The sequence below is a fragment of the Ruegeria atlantica genome, from assembly GCF_013032005.1.
GTDB classification, from domain to species: Bacteria; Pseudomonadota; Alphaproteobacteria; order Rhodobacterales; family Rhodobacteraceae; genus Ruegeria; species Ruegeria atlantica_A.
This window is the reverse complement of sequence record NZ_WQBE01000001.1, coordinates 720548-739676: the sequence shown is the minus strand read 5'-3', so window position 1 is coordinate 739676 and position 19129 is coordinate 720548. Positions and strand designations below refer to the sequence as shown.

At 57.9% G+C, this 19129-nt stretch carries 16 protein-coding genes and 2 tRNA genes; 10 read left to right on the top strand and 8 right to left on the bottom strand.

The genetic code is table 11. The features are described 5' to 3' along the window. Window positions 1-26: 26 nt before the first annotated feature. Window positions 27-644, bottom strand: a complete 618-nt coding sequence (locus GOX21_RS03635) for a thiamine phosphate synthase (RefSeq protein ID WP_170348862.1) — start codon at window positions 642-644, stop codon at window positions 27-29. Between the two features lie 154 nt (window positions 645-798). Between GOX21_RS03635 and GOX21_RS03630 the strand changes: the two genes are divergently transcribed. The 3 genes from GOX21_RS03630 to GOX21_RS03620 all read left to right on the top strand — a co-directional run bounded on the left by GOX21_RS03630 (window position 799) and on the right by GOX21_RS03620 (window position 4225). After that, entirely contained in the window at window positions 799-1542 is a 744-nt protein-coding gene (locus GOX21_RS03630) for an RNA methyltransferase (RefSeq protein ID WP_170375536.1), read from the top strand. Between the two features lie 62 nt (window positions 1543-1604). After that, a complete protein-coding gene (gene ctaA, locus GOX21_RS03625; protein ID WP_170375534.1) occupies window positions 1605-2750 on the top strand; it encodes a heme A synthase in 1146 nt (381 codons plus the stop codon). A 5-nt stretch (window positions 2751-2755) separates the two neighbouring features. Further along, window positions 2756-4225: a carboxypeptidase M32 gene (locus GOX21_RS03620; RefSeq protein WP_170375532.1), complete on the top strand. Its 1470-nt coding sequence runs from the start codon at window positions 2756-2758 to the stop codon at window positions 4223-4225. An 87-nt stretch (window positions 4226-4312) separates the two neighbouring features. Here the strand turns inward: GOX21_RS03620 and GOX21_RS03615 are convergent, their stop codons facing one another. Continuing rightward, window positions 4313-4756: a hypothetical protein gene (locus tag GOX21_RS03615; RefSeq protein ID WP_217353357.1), complete on the bottom strand. Its 444-nt coding sequence runs from the start codon at window positions 4754-4756 to the stop codon at window positions 4313-4315. 192 nt (window positions 4757-4948) lie between these two features. Beyond that, on the bottom strand, window positions 4949-7675 hold the full coding sequence (gyrA, locus tag GOX21_RS03610; protein ID WP_170375528.1) for a DNA gyrase subunit A: 2727 nt from the start codon (window positions 7673-7675) through the stop codon (window positions 4949-4951). Between the two features lie 194 nt (window positions 7676-7869). Here gyrA and GOX21_RS03605 point away from each other — a divergent pair, with 194 nt between their 5' ends. Together GOX21_RS03605 and GOX21_RS03600 are read left to right on the top strand one after the other, a co-directional pair. After that, window positions 7870-8139 (top strand): usg protein, encoded by a 270-nt coding sequence (locus GOX21_RS03605; RefSeq protein WP_058280415.1) that lies wholly within the window; start codon window positions 7870-7872, stop codon window positions 8137-8139. Between the two features lie 104 nt (window positions 8140-8243). Continuing rightward, window positions 8244-8939, top strand: coding sequence for a hypothetical protein (locus tag GOX21_RS03600; protein WP_217353031.1), 696 nt, complete (start codon window positions 8244-8246; stop codon window positions 8937-8939). Here GOX21_RS03600 and GOX21_RS03595 read toward each other — a convergent pair whose 3' ends face one another. Continuing rightward, window positions 8940-9893 (bottom strand): radical SAM protein, encoded by a 954-nt coding sequence (locus GOX21_RS03595; protein ID WP_170375526.1) that lies wholly within the window; start codon window positions 9891-9893, stop codon window positions 8940-8942. It abuts the gene before it with no gap. A 163-nt stretch (window positions 9894-10056) separates the two neighbouring features. On the opposite strand from GOX21_RS03595, the gene zwf reads away from it, so the two are divergent. The 4 genes from zwf (at window position 10057) to GOX21_RS03575 (ending at window position 15562) form a co-directional block, all read left to right on the top strand. Then, entirely contained in the window at window positions 10057-11511 is a 1455-nt protein-coding gene (gene zwf, locus GOX21_RS03590; protein WP_170375524.1) for a glucose-6-phosphate dehydrogenase, read from the top strand. Further along, window positions 11508-12179: a 6-phosphogluconolactonase gene (gene pgl / locus GOX21_RS03585; RefSeq protein WP_170375522.1), complete on the top strand. Its 672-nt coding sequence runs from the start codon at window positions 11508-11510 to the stop codon at window positions 12177-12179. Before zwf ends, pgl begins: the two co-directional genes overlap by 4 nt. Before the next feature lie 5 nt (window positions 12180-12184). Then, window positions 12185-13795 carry a glucose-6-phosphate isomerase gene (gene pgi / locus GOX21_RS03580; protein WP_170375520.1) on the top strand — a complete coding sequence of 537 codons (1611 nt, stop codon included), beginning with the start codon at window positions 12185-12187 and terminating at the stop codon, window positions 13793-13795. Window positions 13796-13942: 147 nt separating this feature from the next. Continuing rightward, window positions 13943-15562: a long-chain-fatty-acid--CoA ligase gene (locus GOX21_RS03575; protein WP_170375518.1), complete on the top strand. Its 1620-nt coding sequence runs from the start codon at window positions 13943-13945 to the stop codon at window positions 15560-15562. A gap of 19 nt (window positions 15563-15581) precedes the next feature. Here GOX21_RS03575 and GOX21_RS03570 read toward each other — a convergent pair. From GOX21_RS03570 to GOX21_RS03560, 3 genes are all read right to left on the bottom strand, one after another. Then, window positions 15582-15656, bottom strand: a tRNA-Asn gene (locus GOX21_RS03570). A 120-nt stretch (window positions 15657-15776) separates the two neighbouring features. Continuing rightward, window positions 15777-15851 (bottom strand) — tRNA-Asn (locus GOX21_RS03565). 77 nt (window positions 15852-15928) lie between these two features. Next, window positions 15929-16843 carry an MBL fold metallo-hydrolase gene (locus tag GOX21_RS03560; RefSeq protein WP_170375516.1) on the bottom strand — a complete coding sequence of 305 codons (915 nt, stop codon included), beginning with the start codon at window positions 16841-16843 and terminating at the stop codon, window positions 15929-15931. Between the two features lie 44 nt (window positions 16844-16887). On the opposite strand from GOX21_RS03560, the gene GOX21_RS03555 reads away from it, so the two are divergent. Beyond that, complete coding sequence (locus GOX21_RS03555; RefSeq protein ID WP_170375514.1) at window positions 16888-18207, top strand: ATP-binding protein; 1320 nt, start codon at window positions 16888-16890, stop codon at window positions 18205-18207. Here the strand turns inward: GOX21_RS03555 and GOX21_RS03550 are convergent. Continuing rightward, window positions 18194-19123 (bottom strand): hypothetical protein, encoded by a 930-nt coding sequence (locus tag GOX21_RS03550; RefSeq protein ID WP_170375512.1) that lies wholly within the window; start codon window positions 19121-19123, stop codon window positions 18194-18196. The genes GOX21_RS03555 and GOX21_RS03550 overlap by 14 nt on opposite strands. Between the last annotated feature and the right edge of the window lie 6 nt (window positions 19124-19129).

Here is a 19129-nt window from a genome sequence, read left to right as displayed (position 1 = left end):
CCCGAGGTGGGTGCAAGGGTTAACGCTCACATCGCATCGGTAAGAGTTTTAAGCGCGGCAAGCGGGTCTTCTTGCGACCAGATCTCATCCCCGATACCGAAGAAATCAGTGCAAGGGGTCAGGTCGCGGATCAGCTCAGGCGTCAGGCCACCTTCGGCCACAACCGGAACCTCGATCATCTCAGACCACCACTGAAACAGGTCTTTTTCAGCCGTGGTTCCGTCCCCCAACGTTGAAGCACCGACCGGGCCAAAGGCAACATAATCTACGCCAGCTTCGCCGGCGGTCATGCCATCATGGCTGGACGCGCCACAAAAACTGCCAACAATGGCATCCGCGCCCAACTCCTTGCGCGCTGCGCGCACTGAACGTGCAGCGTCGTCCAGATGCACCCCGTCCAACCCCAACCGTTGCGCCAGCAGAACATGGTTCGAGATGACCAGCGCCACGTCACGGGTATGGGCCACTTCGCGACAGGCATCAGCAGCGCGCGAGATCGCGTCTTCGTCATTGCCTGCCAAAGCCAGTCGGATGCAGGCAATCTCGGCACCGTCCAGAACGCGGCTAAGCTGGTCGGGGAACGTGCTCAATGAGATGGTCGGAGGGGTGATCAGGTAAATCTGCGGCTGCTCGGGGGTGTCCATTGGCGCGTCCTTAGCTTTCAGTCTTTCGCGCGGTTTAGCGGATTGTGCCGGGGAAGCAAACTTTTATGCCGGTTTAAGGCGTAATTGACCAATCGGATGCCTTGCCCTGCGCCATCGCGCCGATTACAGCAAGCCAAGTTTTCCGGAGACAACCATGCCCAGCGATACATCCCAGCCGTCCTTTGTGCTCGTCCGCCCTCAGATAGGTGAAAACATCGGCGCTGCCGCGCGGGCGATGTGGAATTTCGGGCTGGACCGGATGCGGATCGTGGCACCGCGTGATGGCTGGCCAAACCCCAAGGCGGTGGCAATGTCCAGCGGGGCAGGGCGCTTGCTGGACGAAGCGCAGCTGTTCGATGACCTTGCGGGCGCGCTGGCCGACAGCACTTTTGTCTTTGCAACCACCGCGCGCCAGCGTGGTCTGACCAAACCGGTCTACAGCCCCGAACGCGCGATGCAGATCGCGGCCGAGAAAGTGGCAGCTGGTGAAAAGGTCTCGGTCTTGTTCGGACCGGAACGGGCAGGATTGGAAAACGAAGATATCGCCAAGGCAAATGCCATTATCTCGGTTCCGGTAAACCCGGAATATGCCTCGCTGAACCTTGGCCAATGCGTGTTGTTGACCGCCTATGAGTGGATGCGCCAGACAGGCGATGTGGTGCACGAAGCCACCGATCTGGGCAAAGGCGACTGGGCCACGGGGATCGAGGTCGAAAAACTGGTCGAACATTACGAAAACCGGCTGGACGAGGCGGGCTTTTTCTATCCACCCGAAAAGGCTGAAGGCATGAAGACCAATTTGCGCAATCTGTGGTCTCGGATGCGGATGACGCGCGCGGATGTGCAGATGCTGCACGGGATCATGCGTCAGATGGTCCGTTGGAAGGATAAAGGCTGAGGCTGGACCTTAGCCCCCCTTCACCCTAGCTTGCGACGAAATCCAAGGCACAAGAGGACAGCATGAGCGGTAAGCGCAGCATCTTCGAAGACGTCTCAGACACAGAAAAACAACAGGCCGTTCAACCGGGCATGATTGACCGTGGTCGTGGCGGCGCACGCGGGGCAATTTGCGTCTGGCTGATGATCCTGTTCGCGCTGGTCGTTGTCATGATCGCCGTAGGCGGCCTGACACGCCTGACCGATAGCGGACTGTCGATAACGGAATGGCGCCCGGTCACTGGGGCCATCCCGCCAATGACCGAGGCCGATTGGCAGGCCGAGTTCGAAAAGTACAAGCAGATCGATCAATGGCGCATTCAGAACCAATGGATGGAGCTTGATGACTTTAAATCCATTTACTGGTGGGAGTGGGGTCACCGTCAACTGGGCCGGGTGATCGGTCTAGTTTGGGCACTTGGGTTCTTTGGCTTCTTGCTGGCCCGGAAAATTCCGACCGGGTGGACAGGTAAATTGCTGATTCCAGGCGCTTTGGGCGGTGTTCAGGGCGCGGTTGGCTGGTGGATGGTTGCCTCGGGCGTGACGCAGGGCGAGGGGATGACGGCCGTTGCCAGCTATCGCCTGGCAGTCCATCTGGGTCTGGCCTTCGTTATCCTCGGGTTCCTTGCGTGGTACATCTTTGAGCTGGGACGCGAGGAGCGTGACCTGATGCAGGCCCGCCGCGCGAAAGAGGGCAAACTGTTCTCGCTATCGACCGGGCTGATGCATTTCGCCTTTCTACAAATACTCATAGGCGCCCTTGTGGCAGGCATAGACGCTGGAAGATCATATACCGATTGGCCCCTGATCGGTGGTCAATTGTTGCCGCCTGACGCGACGATGCTTGAACCGATGTGGCGCAATTTCTTTGAAAGCCCCGGTCTGGTGCAGTTCATTCACCGCTGTGCTGGCTATCTTCTGTTTATCTTCGGCATCATTGTCTGGAGACGCGGCAGCACCAGCGCGCATCCGCAAACGCGGTTTGCGTTCAATGCAGCTTTTGCGGCGCTTTCGCTGCAGGTGGTGGTCGGGATTATGACGGTGATCTACGCGGCCCCCTGGCAGATCGCCATCTTCCACCAGTTCATGGCCGTTGTTGTTTGGACCCTGATCCTGCGCGCACGTTTCCTGACAGCATATCCAATCGCCACCTCAATCCGCGGAGCATGACCCTGATGACTGCCTATGATGACCTGATGGCCTTCCAACGCGAAACGTCGGCCCTCGGGCAAATCGCCGGGCGGCTGGGCTGGGACCAGGAAACGGTGATGCCGCGCGGCGCGGCCCCGCAACGGGCGGAGGAAATGGCCGCGATCGAAGCGGTTCTGCACGCCCGCCGCTCTGACCCGCGCGTGGCTGAGTGGTTGGAGCAAGCCGACCCACAAGACGACGTAGCCCGCGCCCAATTGCGCGATATCCGTCGAACTTACGAGCGGACGGCAAAAGTGCCAGCCGATCTGGCCAAGGCCATTGCGCGCGTGACCTCAGCGGCGCAAGGCACGTGGGCGAAGGCCCGTGCGGATGAAGATGTTTCTGCCTTTTTGCCTGTTCTCGAGGAGGTCGTTGCCCTCAAGCGTGAAGAAGGCGCTGCACTGGCGCAGGGTGGTGATGTCTATGACGCCATGGTTGAAGACTACGAACCCTATACCACCGGTTCACAAATCGCCGAGATTTTCGATCAGATGCGCCCTCGTCTTGTGGCCCTGCGCGCGGCCGTTTTGGATAAACCAGCGCCGCACGCTCTGACCGGAAAATTCGACGAACAGATACAGATGCAATTGTCGCAGAAACTGGCGACCACGTTCGGGTACGATCTGAATACTGGGCGGGTGGACAAGGCAGTACATCCGTTCAGTTCGGGCAGTGGCCTGGATGTGCGCATCACCACTCGCACCAGCGAGACCGACCCGTTCAACTGTTTCTACTCAACCATTCATGAGGTCGGCCACGCCGCCTATGAACAGGGTATCAACCCGGCCTATGCGCTGACACCACTGGGGCAGGGCGTGTCGATGGGCGTGCATGAAAGTCAAAGCCGGATTTATGAAAACCAGCTGGGCCGATCTCGGGCGTTCACGGAGTGGCTTTACAATCAAATGGTTGACGCGTTCGGTGATTTCGATGTCGCGGATGCCGATGCGTTCTATGCCACGGTCAACGGCGTACACAAAGGCTATATCCGGACCGAGGCGGACGAGGTGCAATACAACCTGCACATCATGCTGCGCTTTGACCTTGAACGCGCCCTAATGGCCGGAGACCTTCAGGTCAGCGATCTGGAAGCGGCGTGGAACGACCGATTCAAGGCCGATTTTGGATATGAGGTCGACCGACCTTCGAACGGGTGTTTACAGGACGTCCACTGGTCGGTCGGGTTGTTTGGTTATTTCCCGACCTATTCATTGGGCAATGTCTATGCCGGATGTCTGTATCAAGCGTTGCGCGCTGCGGTTCCTGGTTTGGATGCGCAACTGATCAGGGGCGACACGTCAGGCGCAACCAGTTGGCTGTGCGAGAACCTACAGCGTTTTGGCGGGCTCTTCACCCCGCGCGAGACTATCCAACGCGCCAGCGGGATTGAACCGGGACCGGAACCGTTGTTGGCGTATTTGGAACAGAAATTTGGTACGCTCTACAATCTTTGAACGCACAATTTCCGGCCAAACTGGTTGTCACATGTGTGCCGCGTTGCCAGTTCTTTGCCTAAAGCAGCCCATAGGAACCGAGCATTGCTAATCAGGCAGTAGGTAGATGGTCAGATAGCATAGTAATTGAAAGCTCCCCTGAACCATATGGTTTTCTTCCAAATCAAAATTCATGACCGTCTGATCCGCCAGAAAAAAAGCAAGCCACAATCCTAGCGATACGATAAACGCTGCGTCGACCCTCTTCTGCCAGCGATCCGTCTGGGAATACGGGGTAAATGACGCGAACGCAAATAGCAGCGTCGAAAGAAATAGCCACAGTATGATCCCGACAAATAAAATTACATCAACGGCAGTAGAGGCACCAAACTGCGCCAGCGTTTTTTGCAGAAACGGAAAGTTGTGACCGTCAAACCAAGGGGTTGAAGTCACCCCCAGCAGCTCTAGCCCGCCGATGAAGTCGGTCAAAAACGCGAATGTCCACCAGAGAAACCAAAAGACAACTAAACTTTGTTTGAACAAAATTCGCATTAAAACGACCTCTTGAAACTGCTGTTTCAAATATCCTTGGTCATAGAATAGCGATTTTTAGGAAATACAGAAACCAGCGCCGATTTGATCGTTCTATTGGGCAGACCGTTGATTGCCACATTATGAGAGAATATTGGCGAAAACAAAATCCAAGGCCCCAAAACACTGCGCTCTGGGGCCTTTGTTGTAATCTTATCCCTCGGCCTCTTCGTCGCCTTGATCGGCGATCCAGGCGACGCTGACGACCACTTCGCCTTTACCGGTGTTGAACACCTTCACACCGCCCGCGCTGCGCGACCGGAACGAGATGCCTTCGACGGGAACCCGGATTGATTGGCCTTTGGAGGTGGCCAGCATGATCTGATCGTCGATCTCAACCGGGAACGAGGCCACCAGCTCTCCGCCGCGCATTGCCTTGTCCATGGCCGCAACCCCCATGCCTCCGCGTCCGCGGACCGGGTAATCGTGGCTGGAGCTTAGCTTGCCCGAACCGCCTGCTGTGATGGTCAGGATCAGATTTTCAGCGGCCGACATCTGGGCATAGCGTTCCTGGCTGATGGTCGCCAGCGCGTCGCCATCCTCGTCATTGGTTTCGGCCTCTTCGGTCAGGCCGGCCACGGCGCGGCGCATTTTCAGATAGGCGGCGCGTTCGTCCGACGTAGCCTCGAAATGGCGGATCACCGACATCGACACCACGCGGTCGCCATTGCTTAGCCTGATGCCACGCACACCGGTCGACTTGCGGCCCTTGAAGACCCGCACATCGGTGGTTTGGAAGCGGATCGCACGGCCGGAGTTGGTGACCAGCATGACGTCATCCTCTTCCGAGCAGATGCGCGCGTTCACGAGTTCCACATCCTCGGGCAGGTCCATCGCGATCTTGCCGTTGCGTTTTACGTTGGTGAAATCGCTCAGCGCATTGCGGCGCACGTCGCCGGCACTGGTGGCAAAGACGATCTGCAGGTTCTCCCACTCTTCATCCGGGACATCCACGGGCATGATAGCCGCGATGGAAACACCTGTCGGAATTGGCAGGATGTTGACGATGGCTTTGCCCTTACCGGTCCGGCCCGATTGTGGCAGGCGCCAGGTCTTGAGCTTGTAGACCATGCCGTCGGTGGTGAAGAACAGCAGCTGTGTGTGCGTGTTCGCTACGAAGAGGTTGGTAACAACATCCTCTTCCTTGGTCTGCATGCCCGACAGGCCCTTGCCGCCGCGTTTCTGCGCGCGGAAATCAGCCAGCGGGGTACGTTTGATGTACCCGCCAGAGGTGACAGTCACGACCATATCTTCGCGTTCGATCAGATCCTCGTCTTCCATGTCGCCGGACCAGTCGACGATCTCGGTGCGACGGGGAACGGCGAACTGTTCGCGCACGCTGCGCAACTCATCGCCGATGATCGACATGATGCGTTCGCGCGAGGACAGAATATCCAGGTATTCCTTGATCTTACCTGCTAGTTCTTCCAACTCGTCTGTGACCTCTTTGACGCCCAGTTGGGTCAGGCGCTGGAGGCGCAGGTCGAGGATGGCGCGGGCCTGAACCTCGGTCAGGTTATAGGTGCCGTCGTCGTTCATCTTGGACAGAGGATCATCGATCAGTCGCAGATAACCCTCGATCTCAGCGGCAGGCCAACGGCGCGTCATCAGCTTTTCACGCGCCTCGGCTGCGTCCGCGGATGACCGGATGGTGGCAACAACTTCGTCCACGTTGGAAACGGCCACGGCCAGACCACACAGGATGTGGCTGCGTTCCCGCGCCTTGCGAAGGTCATAGGCGGTGCGGCGGGCAACGACATCCTCGCGGAAATCGATGAACGAGGTCAGAAACCGGCGCAGGGTCAGTTGTTCAGGCCGACCACCGTTCAGGGCCAGCATGTTACAGCCAAAGGACGTTTGCATCGGCGAGAAGCGGTAAAGCTGGTTCAGCACCACCTCGGGTGTCGCATCGCGTTTCAGTTCGACTACCACGCGGACACCGTTACGGTCGGACTCGTCCTGTACATGGGCCACGCCTTCGATGCGCTTCTCACGCACCGCCTCGGCGATCTTTTCGATCATCGCGGCCTTGTTCACCTGATAGGGAATTTCATCGACGACGATAGCGTAACGATCCTTACGCAGTTCTTCCACGCGGGTCTTGGCACGGATAATGACGCTGCCGCGACCTTCAAGATAGGCTTTGCGCGCACCCGAGCGGCCCAGCATGACGCCGCCGGTCGGGAAGTCGGGGCCGGGAACGTATTCAATCAACTGCTCGGACGTCAGGTCCGGGTCGTCGATCAGTGCCAGCGTGGCGTCGATCACTTCCCCCAGATTATGCGGTGGGATGTTGGTCGCCATGCCCACGGCGATACCACCGGCACCATTGACCAACATGTTCGGGAAACGGGCGGGCAGGACGGTCGGTTCCCGGTCCTTGCCGTCATAATTGTCCTGGAAATCGACCGTCTCTTTTTCGATATCGGCCAGCAGGGACGCGGCGGGCTTGTCCATGCGCACTTCGGTATAGCGCATGGCCGCCGGGTTATCGCCGTCCATCGAGCCAAAGTTGCCCTGACCATCCAGCAACGGCAGCGACATCGAGAAATCCTGCGCCATCCGCACCAGCGCATCATAGATCGCGCTGTCACCGTGCGGGTGGTACTTACCCATAACATCGCCAACCGGGCGGGCCGATTTGCGATAGGCCTTGTCGTGTGTGTTCCCGGTTTCGTGCATTGCATACAGAATGCGGCGATGCACCGGCTTCAGCCCGTCGCGCAGATCGGGGATCGCGCGGCTGACGATGACCGACATTGCATAGTCCAGGTAGGACGTGCGCATCTCGGATTCGATGGACACCGTCGGGCCGTCATAAACGGGGCGCTCGGGCGGGGTTTCGTCCATGTTTTCAGGAATATCTGGCGTATCGCTCACGTAAACTGCCCGTGTTTTGTTTTGGGTCTATATCTTGTGGATGCACCTTATCAGACCCGGCACATAAGGTGCAAGCAAGCAACGATTTTGCATGCGAAAAACCCCCGTAACACCTGAGTAACATATTGTTAACTAAGGGTTAGGGTGTTTTCGTGTTACCCTGAAGAGACCTTGCAACAAAATTGGAGGTCTGCATGGAGCAAAGCGAAACCGAACTAATGCTCAAAGGGTACGGGCTGACAACGGCAGAGTTCTTCTACCGCATGCCCGATTACATCCACGTTCTGAACACGTTCATCTGGCAGGATTACGATCTGGCGCCGGATCATCCGAAATTGTTCGATTTCATCGACTTCTGGCAGCGCGAGATTGACGGTCCGCTGCATTCGGTCCGGTTTACGCATCGCAAGATGATCGCGCCTGGTGAATGGCGCAACATGGTGGGTGAATTCAGGGTCAATTGAATATCCAGCCTGTTTTTTTGTCAGTAACGATTGAGACGCGTTAAATTTATTGGTGCTTGGGTTATGGTGTCGACCAATCCATTGGTCACATACGGAATCGCTTTATGTCCCGAGCTTTGCTTTTCGCCGCTGCGCTGTTAACTGGCGGACCAGCCGTCGCCGAAGGCGTCTTTGATAAAATCAAAAAAGGTGCTGCGAACACAGCCGACGCTGTAGGGCGTGGGACTGAAACCGTGGGCAACACCATTCAGAAAGGTGCAAGCGCGGTTGAGGGGACCATCAACTCGACCACGGATTTGGTGACGAACGAGGCCACCCCGGAAGAGACGCGCGCCAAACTGGACGCGATGGCCAGCGAGGTTCTTACCCAGTTATTAGCGGAAAACCCCGACGCAAAAGCGTTGTATGACGTTAGTGCGGGCTACGCCGTGTTCGACTCGCGCAAGGTTACGGTGTTTCCGGTCTCGGCCGGGTATGGGCGCGGGGTGGCCGTTTCAATGGATACGGGTCAGCACACTTATATGAACATGGGTACTGGCGGAGTGGGTGCCGCAGTGGGTATTGGTGGGTTTGAAACCAAGTTCGTGATCCTGTTCGAAACCCCCGCCGATCTGGCGAAATTTATCGAATATGGTTACGACGCAACAGCGGAAACCGGGGCGATGTACGGTGACGAGCGCAGCGGGGAAACCGTGCGGTTCACTGATGGCCGATCCTTTTTCGTACTGGGCAAGAAAGGCTGGCGCGTCTCGGCTGGGGCGTCCGGCACGAAATTCTGGGAATCACCTGAACTGAACTGATCAGCCTGAACAGCTGGCCCCGCCTAGAACACAGAATTTGGCGCAATGGGGATGGTTGAGGTGTACGTCCGCCTCGGCCTCGGCCAGGGTGTGACCCATTTCGAATTCGGGCGCATAAGGTAAAAGTGTGCAGGCCAGAACGGCGGGGCGTTCCGCACCCTTGCGCTTTACCACCATACGGGCGCTGGCGCACATCACGGCGTCGGGTGATTTGTCCAGAATACCCCAGCAAGCTGTAGTGATTTCCGGCACTTCGATGGTTTCGTCCATCTCGGGGAACAGGACCGTCTGGCCCGGGTTTTGGGCGTCAATGTCAAAGCCGTGCTGCTTGAAAAACGCAGCATAGCCAGCGCGGCTTTCCGCGTCGCTGTCACCCCAGACAGTGCGCCCGGCCACGGCCATGTTTAAGCCGTTGTCACGCAGCCACTCCATCCCGGTCACTGTCTTGGCGAAGCTGCCCTTGCCACGTTCTTCGTCATGCAGATCGGAGCAGTAGTGATCGACCGAGATTCGCAGGGTTAGCTTGTTGCCGTAGTCACGCTGCAATTCCAGCAGACCCTCACGCATCTTTCGGCGCATCATTGGTTGCATGGCATTGGTGAGAATCAAAACCTCATACCCACGCTCCAGCGCGGCGCGGGTCATGTCGATCATTTCTGGGTTCATGAATGGTTCGCCACCAGTGAACCCGATTTCCCGAACCGGCCAATTTCGGGCTTCGATTTGATCCAGATAGTCCCGCACCTCATCAGCGGTGATATAGACCAGTGCATCGTTGGTCGGGCTGCTTGCGATATAGCAGTTGACACATTCGATATTGCACAAGGTACCGGTGTTAAACCAAAGCGTTTCAGGGTTGCTAAGCGCAACCGAGGCCCGCGTTTGCCCGTCAGCTGTCACCAATGTGTTCTGAAATTTGCCGATATTGGCAATCTGAGAGGCGTTGTCTTTCATTCCGGTATCCGGTTCTTTGCAGTCCTGTTGCTGACTTAGCCTTTCAGACCGAATTAGTTAAGGGTGCCACGGCCGACCTGACAGAGTTTTGATGATGGGAAAAAGTGTAATTTTGTTTGCGCTAACATTGGACATGCCCTCAGGGGTAAGGTAAGGGAAACGCATGGTTTCTCGCGTCATCCCCGTCGACCCGTTCGATCTGGTCATTTTTGGCAGTACTGGCGATCTTGCGCAGCGTAAGATCCTGCCTGCCCTGTTCCGACGCTATTGTGCCGGACAATGGCCCGAGGATGTTCAGATCATTGGTGCCGCCAGATCGGAATTGGACAGCGATGCGTTTCGGGATGTGGTCGCGCAATCGTTGCGCGAACATGCGCCCGCGCATTGTGCGGATGCCAAGGCATTGAATGCGTTCTTGCAACGGGTTGATTATGTCGCGTTAGATGCGCTTACGGATGAGGGGTGGGGTCAGCTTGCAGCGAAGCTCACAATTGATCGAGTACGGGCGTTCTATTTCTCGGTTGGGCCGCGCCTGTTCGGACCGCTGGCCGAACGGATCAAAGCAAATGATCTGGCCACGACCCAGACACGGATCGTTGTTGAAAAACCCTTTGGTCACGATCTGGGCAGCGCGCAGGCGTTGAATGCGACGCTAGCGGCGCATTTCTCCGAAGGGCAGATTTACCGGATCGACCATTATCTGGGCAAAGAAACCGTTCAGAACCTGATGGCCGTTCGGTTTGGCAACATGCTTTTCGAGCCATTGTGGAACAGTCAGTATGTCGACCACATCCAGATCACCGTGGCCGAATCCGTCGGCATTGACGGGCGCGAAGAGTATTATGAGCGCGCAGGCGCCATGCGTGACATGGTGCAGAACCACCTGATGCAACTGCTCTGCCTGATCGCGATGGAACCGCCGGCCAAGTTCGACCCCGACGCGGTACGGGACGAAAAGCTCAAGGTGATCCGCGCATTGGACCCGGTCGAGCCGCACCACATTGTGCGCGGTCAATTTGAAGGTGGGCTGAGTGGACGCAGCTATCGGAATACTGTTGGTAATCCACGTTCGACCACGGAAAGCTATGTGGCGCTGCGGGCTCACGTCAGTAACTGGCGGTGGGCGGGTACGCCGTTCTATTTGCGTACGGGCAAAAGGCTTGTGGCGCGATCTTCGGTGATCAATGTGATGTTCAAAGACGCACCGCATTCGATCTTTGGCGCAGATGCCGGGCGCCACGCCAACGTTTTGTCGATCCGCCTGCAGCCGAACGAAGGCATTACGCTGAAGGTGACGATCAAGGAACCGGGGCAGGGTGGGATGCGCCTGGTCGACGTGCCTCTGGACATGAGTTTTGCCGAGGCATTGGGGCCCGAAAACCAGGACCCGCCGGACGCTTATGAGCGGTTGGTGATGGATGTGATCCGCGGCAACCAAACCCTGTTTATGCGGGGAGATGAGGTCGAGGCCGCATGGGCCTGGACCGATCCGATCATCGCGGGCTGGCAGGCGCGCGGGGATGTTCCCAAACCTTATGAAAGCGGCAGCACTGGCCCGGGCGACGCCGAGCTGCTGATGAAACGAGACGGTCGCCGCTGGCAAGGGATAAACCCATGAACATACAGGAATACGCCGACCGGGATATGCTGGCCATCGACGTTGCAAACGTGCTGGCAGGTGAACTGGAATCCGCCTTGCTGCATCACGACTTTGCCTCATTGGCTGTCCCCGGAGGCACGACGCCCGGCCCGATGTTTGATGTTCTGTGCGCGGCGGATTTGGAATGGGACCGGGTGTGGGTTCTGCCCACCGATGAACGCTGTGTGCCGGGTGATCACGACCGCTCGAACGAGCGTCTGATCCGCGAGCGGTTGCTGACAAATCGGGCGTCGGTGGCGCAATATATACCTCTGTACGTGCCGGGGAAGGAGCCCGAAGATGTCTTGCCGGAAATCGAAAGCCTGATCGCTCCGATCCGGCCCTTGTCGGTGCTGGTGTTGGGAATGGGCGAGGATATGCACACGGCGTCCCTGTTCCCGGGTATGGATGGGCTTGAGGCCGCGTTGGACGGCCACGCGCGTCCTCTGGCGGTGGCACGGACCGAGGTTCAGCCGGAACCCCGTATCACGCTGACCGCGCCTGTTTTGGACGGTGCCTTGTCAAAACACCTGATCATATTCGGAAACGCGAAACGGGATGCTTTGGAACGGTCCATGTCCCTGCCACCGGAAGAGGCCCCCATCGCAGCGGTGCTGAGTGGCATGACCGTACATTGGGCGGAGTAGGCGCTATGCAACTGGAGACACTCAAAGCACTGGCAGCAGAGCGGAAGGGGCAGCCCATTCTGGGTCTGTTCAGTAAGGATGCAAACCGGGCGCAGGGGTATTCGGCCTCAACCGGTGACCTGCTCTTTGATTTCTCGAAAACCAGTATTGACGCGGACATCCGTGACGCTTTGATCGGGCTGTGCGATACGGCGGGTCTGGCGGAACGGCGCGACGCCATGTTCTCGGGTGCCAAGATAAACGAAACCGAAGGGCGCGCGGTATTGCACACGGCGTTGCGTAATCTGGATGGCGGACCAGTTGAGGTCGACGGTCTGGATGTGATGCCTGACGTGCTGGACACGCTGCACCGGATGCGGGTTTTCGCCGAAGAGGTGCGCGGCGGCGCGATTTCCGGGACAGGTGGCAGCTTTACCGACGTCGTGAATATCGGCATCGGCGGCTCGGATCTTGGGCCAGTGATGGCCACGCACGCGTTGGCCCCGTATCACGACGGGCCAAACCTGCACTATGTTTCCAATGTCGATGGTGCGCATATCGCGGATACGCTGCGCCCACTTGACCCGACCCGGACGCTGGTGATTGTCGCATCCAAGACATTCACCACCATTGAAACCATGACCAACGCCCGGACCGCCCGTGCCTGGTTAACGGATGGCGGTGGCGATTGTGGAAAACAGTTCGCAGCCGTGTCGTGTGCGGTAGATAAGACCGATGCCTTTGGTATCGCCCAAGATCACGTATTTGGTTTTGCCGATTGGGTAGGGGGGCGCTATTCGGTCTGGGGGCCGGTTGGGCTACCGGTGATGATCGCCGTCGGTTCGAACGCGTTTGATGCCTTTCTGCGCGGGGGACAGGCGATGGACGTCCATTTCCGCGCTGCTGACTGGATCGAGAACATGCCGGTGATGCTGGCTCTGGTTGGGGTCTGGCACCGCCAGGTTCTGGGATATACCAGCCGCGCGGTTCTGCCCTATGATCAACGACTGCTGCGTCTTCCCGCCTATTTCCAACAGCTTGAGATGGAGTCGAACGGTAAATCCGTTGCAATGAACGGCAGCGCCTTGACCATGCCTTCGGGGCCTGTGGTATGGGGTGAACCGGGCACCAATGGCCAGCACGCCTTTTACCAGTTGATCCATCAGGGCACCGATGTGATCCCCTGCGAATTCATGGTGGCCGCCGAAGGGCACGAGCCCGAACTTACCCACCACCACCGCCTTTTGCTGGCCAATTGTCTGGCCCAATCCGAGGCGCTGATGCGCGGCCGGTCGTTGGATGAGGCGCGGCAGCGCATGGCCGAACAAGGGTTGGCCAGTGAGGAGCTTGAACGTCAGGCCCGTCACCGTGTGTTCCCGGGCAACCGGCCGTCCTCGACCCTGATTTATCCGAAGCTCACACCGTATGTGCTAGGCCAAATCATCGCCATGTACGAACACCGTGTTTTCGTCGAAGGGGTTCTGCTGGGGATCAATTCGTTCGACCAATGGGGGGTGGAACTGGGCAAGGAATTGGCGACCTCGCTGGGTCCGATAGTGGATGGTGAGGTTAGCGCTGACGGCAAGGATGGCTCGACCGCTTCGCTGGTTGCTTTTGCGCTAAAACACCGCGATTGAGGGTTCGATTTTACCACCTGCCGCAACGGTAAATCGCATTCTTTTATTGTCAGACAATTAAATGCTTGGCAGGCTCTGCCTAAGGAAAAGCCATATCGCCCGATGTGATTGCGGGCACAAAGTGGCACCGCCATAGGGAGAACGCCCATGCTGGGACAGATGATGACGCAGCCCTTGCTGATCTCGTCGCTAATTGATCACGCCGACCGCTTTCACGGTCAGACTGAGATTTATTCGGTTGAAACCGATGGCACAGTTAGCCATAGCAGTTGGTCGCAAGTGGCGGAAAACGCGCGGAAGCTGGCCTCGGCACTGTCCAAGTTGGGATTGGAGCCACAGACGCGGATTGCGACGCTGGCTTGGAATAACCGGCGGCATCTTGAGATCTACTATGCCACTTCCGGGGCGGGGTTCGTGTGCCACACCGTCAACCCACGACTGTTTCCCGAACAGCTGACGTATATCATCAACCATGCACAGGACCGGGTTCTGTTTTTCGACGCAACCTTTATTCCTTTGGTCGCAGCCCTGCACGAGCATTTGCCCGATGTTCAACATTTCGTCCTGATGGGGCCAAGAAACGATGACGCAATTGCGCAGATACCGGGTGTGCAATTTTATGACGATCTGATCGAGACCGGTGAGGCCAGTTTTGAATGGCCCAGCTTTGACGAAAACACTGCATCCGGCCTGTGTTACACATCTGGCACAACCGGCAATCCAAAGGGGGTGTTGTATTCGCATCGCTCCACCGTGTTGCACAGTTTCGGATCGAACACACGGGACGTTATCGGGTTTTCGGCAATGGATGTGGTAATGCCGGTTGTTCCGATGTTCCATGTAAACGCCTGGGGGTCCCCATATGCTTGCGCCATGTCGGGATCGCGGATGGTGTTGCCGGGGCCGGGTTTGCATGGTGAGGCGCTGGTGAATCTGATCGACACTTACGGCGTCACTCTGGCCATGGGCGTGCCGACGATCTGGCAAGGGCTGCTGGCTTTTGCGGAGCAGTCTGGCAGCAAGCTGGCCAGCCTGCAGCGGACGGTGATCGGCGGGGCCGCGTGCCCGCCTTCGATGATCGAAACCTTCCGCGAAACCTATGGTGTCGACACCATCCACGCCTGGGGGATGAGCGAGATGAGTCCGCTGGGGACCGCAAATCACCCTCTGGCCAAGCACTTTGACCTGCCAAAAGACGAGCAGCACGCCATTCGAGAAAGCCAGGGAAGACCCTGTTATGGTGTCGATCTGAAGATCGTCGACGATGACGGCAATGATCTGCCGCATGACGGCGAAACCCAGGGTGATCTGCTGGTGCGCGGGCCGTGGGTTCTGGACAGTTATTTCAAGATGCAAGATGAAGATTTGCTGCGGGATGGCTGGTTTGCCACTGGTGATGTCGCAACGTTGGACTCTGACGGCTATATGACCATCCGCGACCGGTCCAAGGACATCATCAAATCCGGGGGTGAGTGGATCAGTTCGGTCGAGTTAGAGAACATCGCCGTTGCACATCCCAAATTGGCGACCGCAGCCGTGGTTGGCGTACCGCATCCAAAGTGGGACGAGCGCCCACTGCTGGTGGCCGTACGCGCCGAGGGGGAGGACCCAAGCGAAGAAGAGGTGCTGACATTTTACGACGGCAAAATCGCTAAATGGCAGGTGCCGGACAAGGTGGTGTTTGTGGATGCCTTGCCTCTGAACGCAACGGGTAAGGTTCTGAAACGCAACTTGCGCGCGGATTTCAAGGACGCCTTGGTGGGCTGATCTTAAAAAACGTGGGAAATGGCTCCGGCGGTAGGGATCGAACCTACGACCAATTGATTAACAGTCAACTGCTCTACCGCTGAGCTACGCCGGAACGGTCCGCGCCGTATAGCAACCAGTTTCTGCGGCGTCCAGAGGGCGTATAAGATTTTTCGTCGAAAAATCTTGCGCCGCAAACGACCGTTGGTGATGGGTATTTAAGGTGGGGAGAATTTGGCTCCGGCGGTAGGGATCGAACCTACGACCAATTGATTAACAGTCAACTGCTCTACCGCTGAGCTACGCCGGAACTGAGGGCCGTATAACAATCCCGATTTTTGCCGTCCAGAGGGGAATTCGACGTTTTCGAAAAAAAGTTCCGGCGGCTTAGGTTTGTCTGATGAAACGGGTGTCAGCTGACAGCTTTCCTTCGAAAGTGACCTGAGATTTCCCAATCAGATCAATCAAATGGGCGAAAACATTCCGTTCAGCAGCAGGCAAAAGGGCGGTCGGAGTGTCGACGTAAATTCGCTCGGCCATTTCTCGGGCCGTACCGGGGTGATCTTCCAGCGCGGACAGAATCTGTGCTTCGCGTGTCAGGCGGTGATTGATCAGCCAGTCCAGCCGCGCTGCGGGATCGGCAATCGGCGCGCCATGCCCGGCGTGAAAGACGGCCCACTCGCGTGAGTGCAGACGATGGCAGGCCGCCATGAAATCCGTCAGGTCACCGTCTGGGGGCGAAACCAGTGAACTGGCCCAACCCATGACGTGATCACCCGTGAAACAGACCTCACCCCAGCCAAGCGCGATGTGATTTCCCAGATGGCCGGGGGTGTGAATCACCTCAAGCTGCCAGCCGTCGCCTGAGATCAAAGCCCCATCCGCAAGTTTGATGTCGGGGCGAAAGCTGGTGTCGATGCCTTCACCGCCGCCGACTAAACCGCTCTCGGCCAGTTGAGTCATAACTGCGCTACGCCCGGCCTCGGGCCCTCCAAAGGCCATGATCGGTGCTCCTGTACGATCCGCCAAGGGTTGGGCCAGCGGAGAGTGATCCAGATGGCTGTGGGTAACGATGATATGGCTGATCCGCTGTCCGGGTAGAAGTCCCGCCAGAATCGCATCCAGATGTTCATTGCTGAGCGGACCAGGGTCGATCACGGCAAGCTCGCTGGTTCCCACCAGATAAGTGTTGGTCCCGCGATATGTCATTGGGGATGGATTTGGCGCCAGAATACGCCGCAATCCCGGCTGCAGCTCGACCGCCGGGCCGGCGGGCGGATTGAAATCGTCAGGCGCCTGCATTCTGACCTCTTTCTCTTGTCGTAACAGCCCGTTAGGTTTAGCGCATGTCCGCGCTTTGGCTCAAACACTATATGCCGCGCAGCCTCTATGCCCGTGCTGCACTGATCCTGGTCCTGCCGGTGGTCGTGGTGTTGCTGGTGGTGGGGGTCGCGTTCCTGCAAAAACATCTGGAAGACGTCACGGCGCAAATGACACGCGCTGCTTCGCGCGAAGTGATGTTGATCACGGAAGTCATGGAAGAGACGGAAACGCAACAACAGGCGATGGCGGCTGTTCGGCTTGACCTGCAAGCGCTTGAAATGAAGGCCCGGTTTCTGGGCATTAACGACGAACCAAAGGTTGGTCACCGCCGTTGGTACGATTTCATTGCACCCCAGGTCGAGGCCGATCTGCGGGCCTTGCTTCCAGATTTGATTGCGGTTGCCTTGCCCAGCGGACAAGAGGCGCGGCTGTATCTGCAGACGGATCTGGGCATTCTACAGCTGACTTTTGATCGCCGTCGTCTGTCTCCGGTGGCGCCACACCAGTTGATCGTGACAATGGTGTTCTTTGCGGTTGTCATGACCACGATTTCTTTCCTGTATATGCGCAATCAATTGCGTCCGATCACTCGTCTGGCCGAGGCTGCGCAGGCCTTTGGTCGGGGCAGGGTGGTGCCGTATTCTCCCGGTGGGGCCATCGAAGTACGCGCGGCGGGCAGTGCTTTTCTGGATATGCGTGCCCGTATCGAGCGCCAGATGGAGCAGCGCACCATGATGCTGTCGGGGGTCAGTCACGATCTGCGCACACCGCTGACGCGTTTGAAACTTGGCCTTTCGATGTTGCCCGAGGATGAAGCAGCCCCTTTGCAGCAGGATGTCGATGAGATGCAATTGCTGCTGGATGCGTTCCTTGAGTTTTCGCGCGGGGCGGCCGAGGGCGCTCCGGAATCTGTCGATCCGAAGGTGCTGTTGGAGCAAATCGTCAAAGACGCGCGTCGTGCAGGGCATGAGGTCGACCTGATCTCGGTCGAAGGGGAAGGAACAGTCATGCTGCGCCCCACTGCCATGCGGCGCGCCGTGGAAAACCTGATTGGAAACGCCGTGCGGTATGGCAATCGCGCGGATGTCAGCCTGTCCACCACACCCAAATCCCTGCGTATCCGGGTCGAGGATGACGGGCCAGGAATTCCACCTGAACAGCGATCCGAAGCGGTCAAACCGTTCGCGCGCCTTGATCCGGCGCGCAATCAAAATCAGGGTACCGGAGTGGGGTTGGGCCTTGCCATCGTTTCAGATATCGCGCGGGCCCATGGGGGCGTGGTGCGTCTGAGCAAAAGTGAGCGGCTGGGCGGCCTCTGCGCCGACATTATCATCGGTCGCTAACGACCCTGTACATGCGCTGCATCACCAGCGGAGTCAGGTACATCGGAATTTGATAGGCCCCGATGAACACCATGATCGGCGCAGTAACCTCGGGCGCTAAAGCCACGAAGAACAGCGCGATATTGCGGTTGCCTGCGATCAGGGACACTGCCGTCGACGCGGCTGTGGGCATACGAAACCGGGTCAGTCGAAAACAGACGGCCTGAACGCCAAAATTGGCCGCGCAGGCGAAGGTAATCCAGAGGAACGCTCGTTTCGGATCGGTCAGGATGACCTCGCTGACTGAGGGCATCAGACCGATGACGAAGAGAGCCAATGTGATGTTGGCAAGGCCTTCGAGCGCACTTTCTGTTGTGGGCGATGGGTCTCGCAACAGCGTTTTGCGAATAGCGACTGCGGTCAGCGTCACCAGCAGGATTGTGATTAGCAGTTTTAACGCGGCCCAAAGCACCGTATGGAAACCGCCCAGTTGCGGCGCCAGCCAGAACACCGGGGCTATGGTCATTGGCAATACCGCAGTACCGATCACCAAAAGGCGGAGCGCGTATTCAGATGGGTGCCCCATCATCCGACACATATTTGGGCTGCCAGCGATGGAGGGAGCCGCGGTCATGACCAGCAAGGCAAACAGGGCGGGGGTGTCGAGCCACCCGCCCAAGGCACCGACCGTCAGAACTGTCAGGGGCATCGCAAGCTGTAGACCAAGAACTACCAAGACAACGCGGGGCAGATCACGCAGTGATCCGAATATGCGCGCGGGCTCCATTCGTAGCACGGTGACGAACAGCAACAGCACAACCATCGGCGGCAACAGCGGCCGCATCGGTTGCGCCAACCCCGGCAGCAGCAACCCCGACAAAAGGCCCGCCAACAGAACATAAGGTCCGTGGCGGGCAGCGATGTGCAGCGGGTTCAACGGCAG

What these genes read in the sequence shown, in the direction of transcription:
- GOX21_RS03635 (WP_170348862.1), bottom strand. Translation starts at nt 644, where the DNA reads ATGGACACCCCCGAGCAGCCGCAGATTTACCTGATCACCCCTCCGACC.
- GOX21_RS03630 (WP_170375536.1), top strand. Translation starts at nt 799, where the DNA reads ATGCCCAGCGATACATCCCAGCCGTCCTTTGTGCTCGTCCGCCCTCAG.
- ctaA (WP_170375534.1), top strand. Translation starts at nt 1,605, where the DNA reads ATGAGCGGTAAGCGCAGCATCTTCGAAGACGTCTCAGACACAGAAAAA.
- GOX21_RS03620 (WP_170375532.1), top strand. Translation starts at nt 2,756, where the DNA reads ATGACTGCCTATGATGACCTGATGGCCTTCCAACGCGAAACGTCGGCC.
- GOX21_RS03615 (WP_217353357.1), bottom strand. Translation starts at nt 4,756, where the DNA reads ATGCGAATTTTGTTCAAACAAAGTTTAGTTGTCTTTTGGTTTCTCTGG.
- GOX21_RS03605 (WP_058280415.1), top strand. Translation starts at nt 7,870, where the DNA reads ATGGAGCAAAGCGAAACCGAACTAATGCTCAAAGGGTACGGGCTGACA.
- GOX21_RS03600 (WP_217353031.1), top strand. Translation starts at nt 8,244, where the DNA reads ATGTCCCGAGCTTTGCTTTTCGCCGCTGCGCTGTTAACTGGCGGACCA.
- GOX21_RS03595 (WP_170375526.1), bottom strand. Translation starts at nt 9,893, where the DNA reads ATGAAAGACAACGCCTCTCAGATTGCCAATATCGGCAAATTTCAGAAC.
- zwf (WP_170375524.1), top strand. Translation starts at nt 10,057, where the DNA reads ATGGTTTCTCGCGTCATCCCCGTCGACCCGTTCGATCTGGTCATTTTT.
- pgl (WP_170375522.1), top strand. Translation starts at nt 11,508, where the DNA reads ATGAACATACAGGAATACGCCGACCGGGATATGCTGGCCATCGACGTT.
- pgi (WP_170375520.1), top strand. Translation starts at nt 12,185, where the DNA reads ATGCAACTGGAGACACTCAAAGCACTGGCAGCAGAGCGGAAGGGGCAG.
- GOX21_RS03575 (WP_170375518.1), top strand. Translation starts at nt 13,943, where the DNA reads ATGCTGGGACAGATGATGACGCAGCCCTTGCTGATCTCGTCGCTAATT.
- GOX21_RS03560 (WP_170375516.1), bottom strand. Translation starts at nt 16,843, where the DNA reads ATGCAGGCGCCTGACGATTTCAATCCGCCCGCCGGCCCGGCGGTCGAG.
- GOX21_RS03555 (WP_170375514.1), top strand. Translation starts at nt 16,888, where the DNA reads ATGTCCGCGCTTTGGCTCAAACACTATATGCCGCGCAGCCTCTATGCC.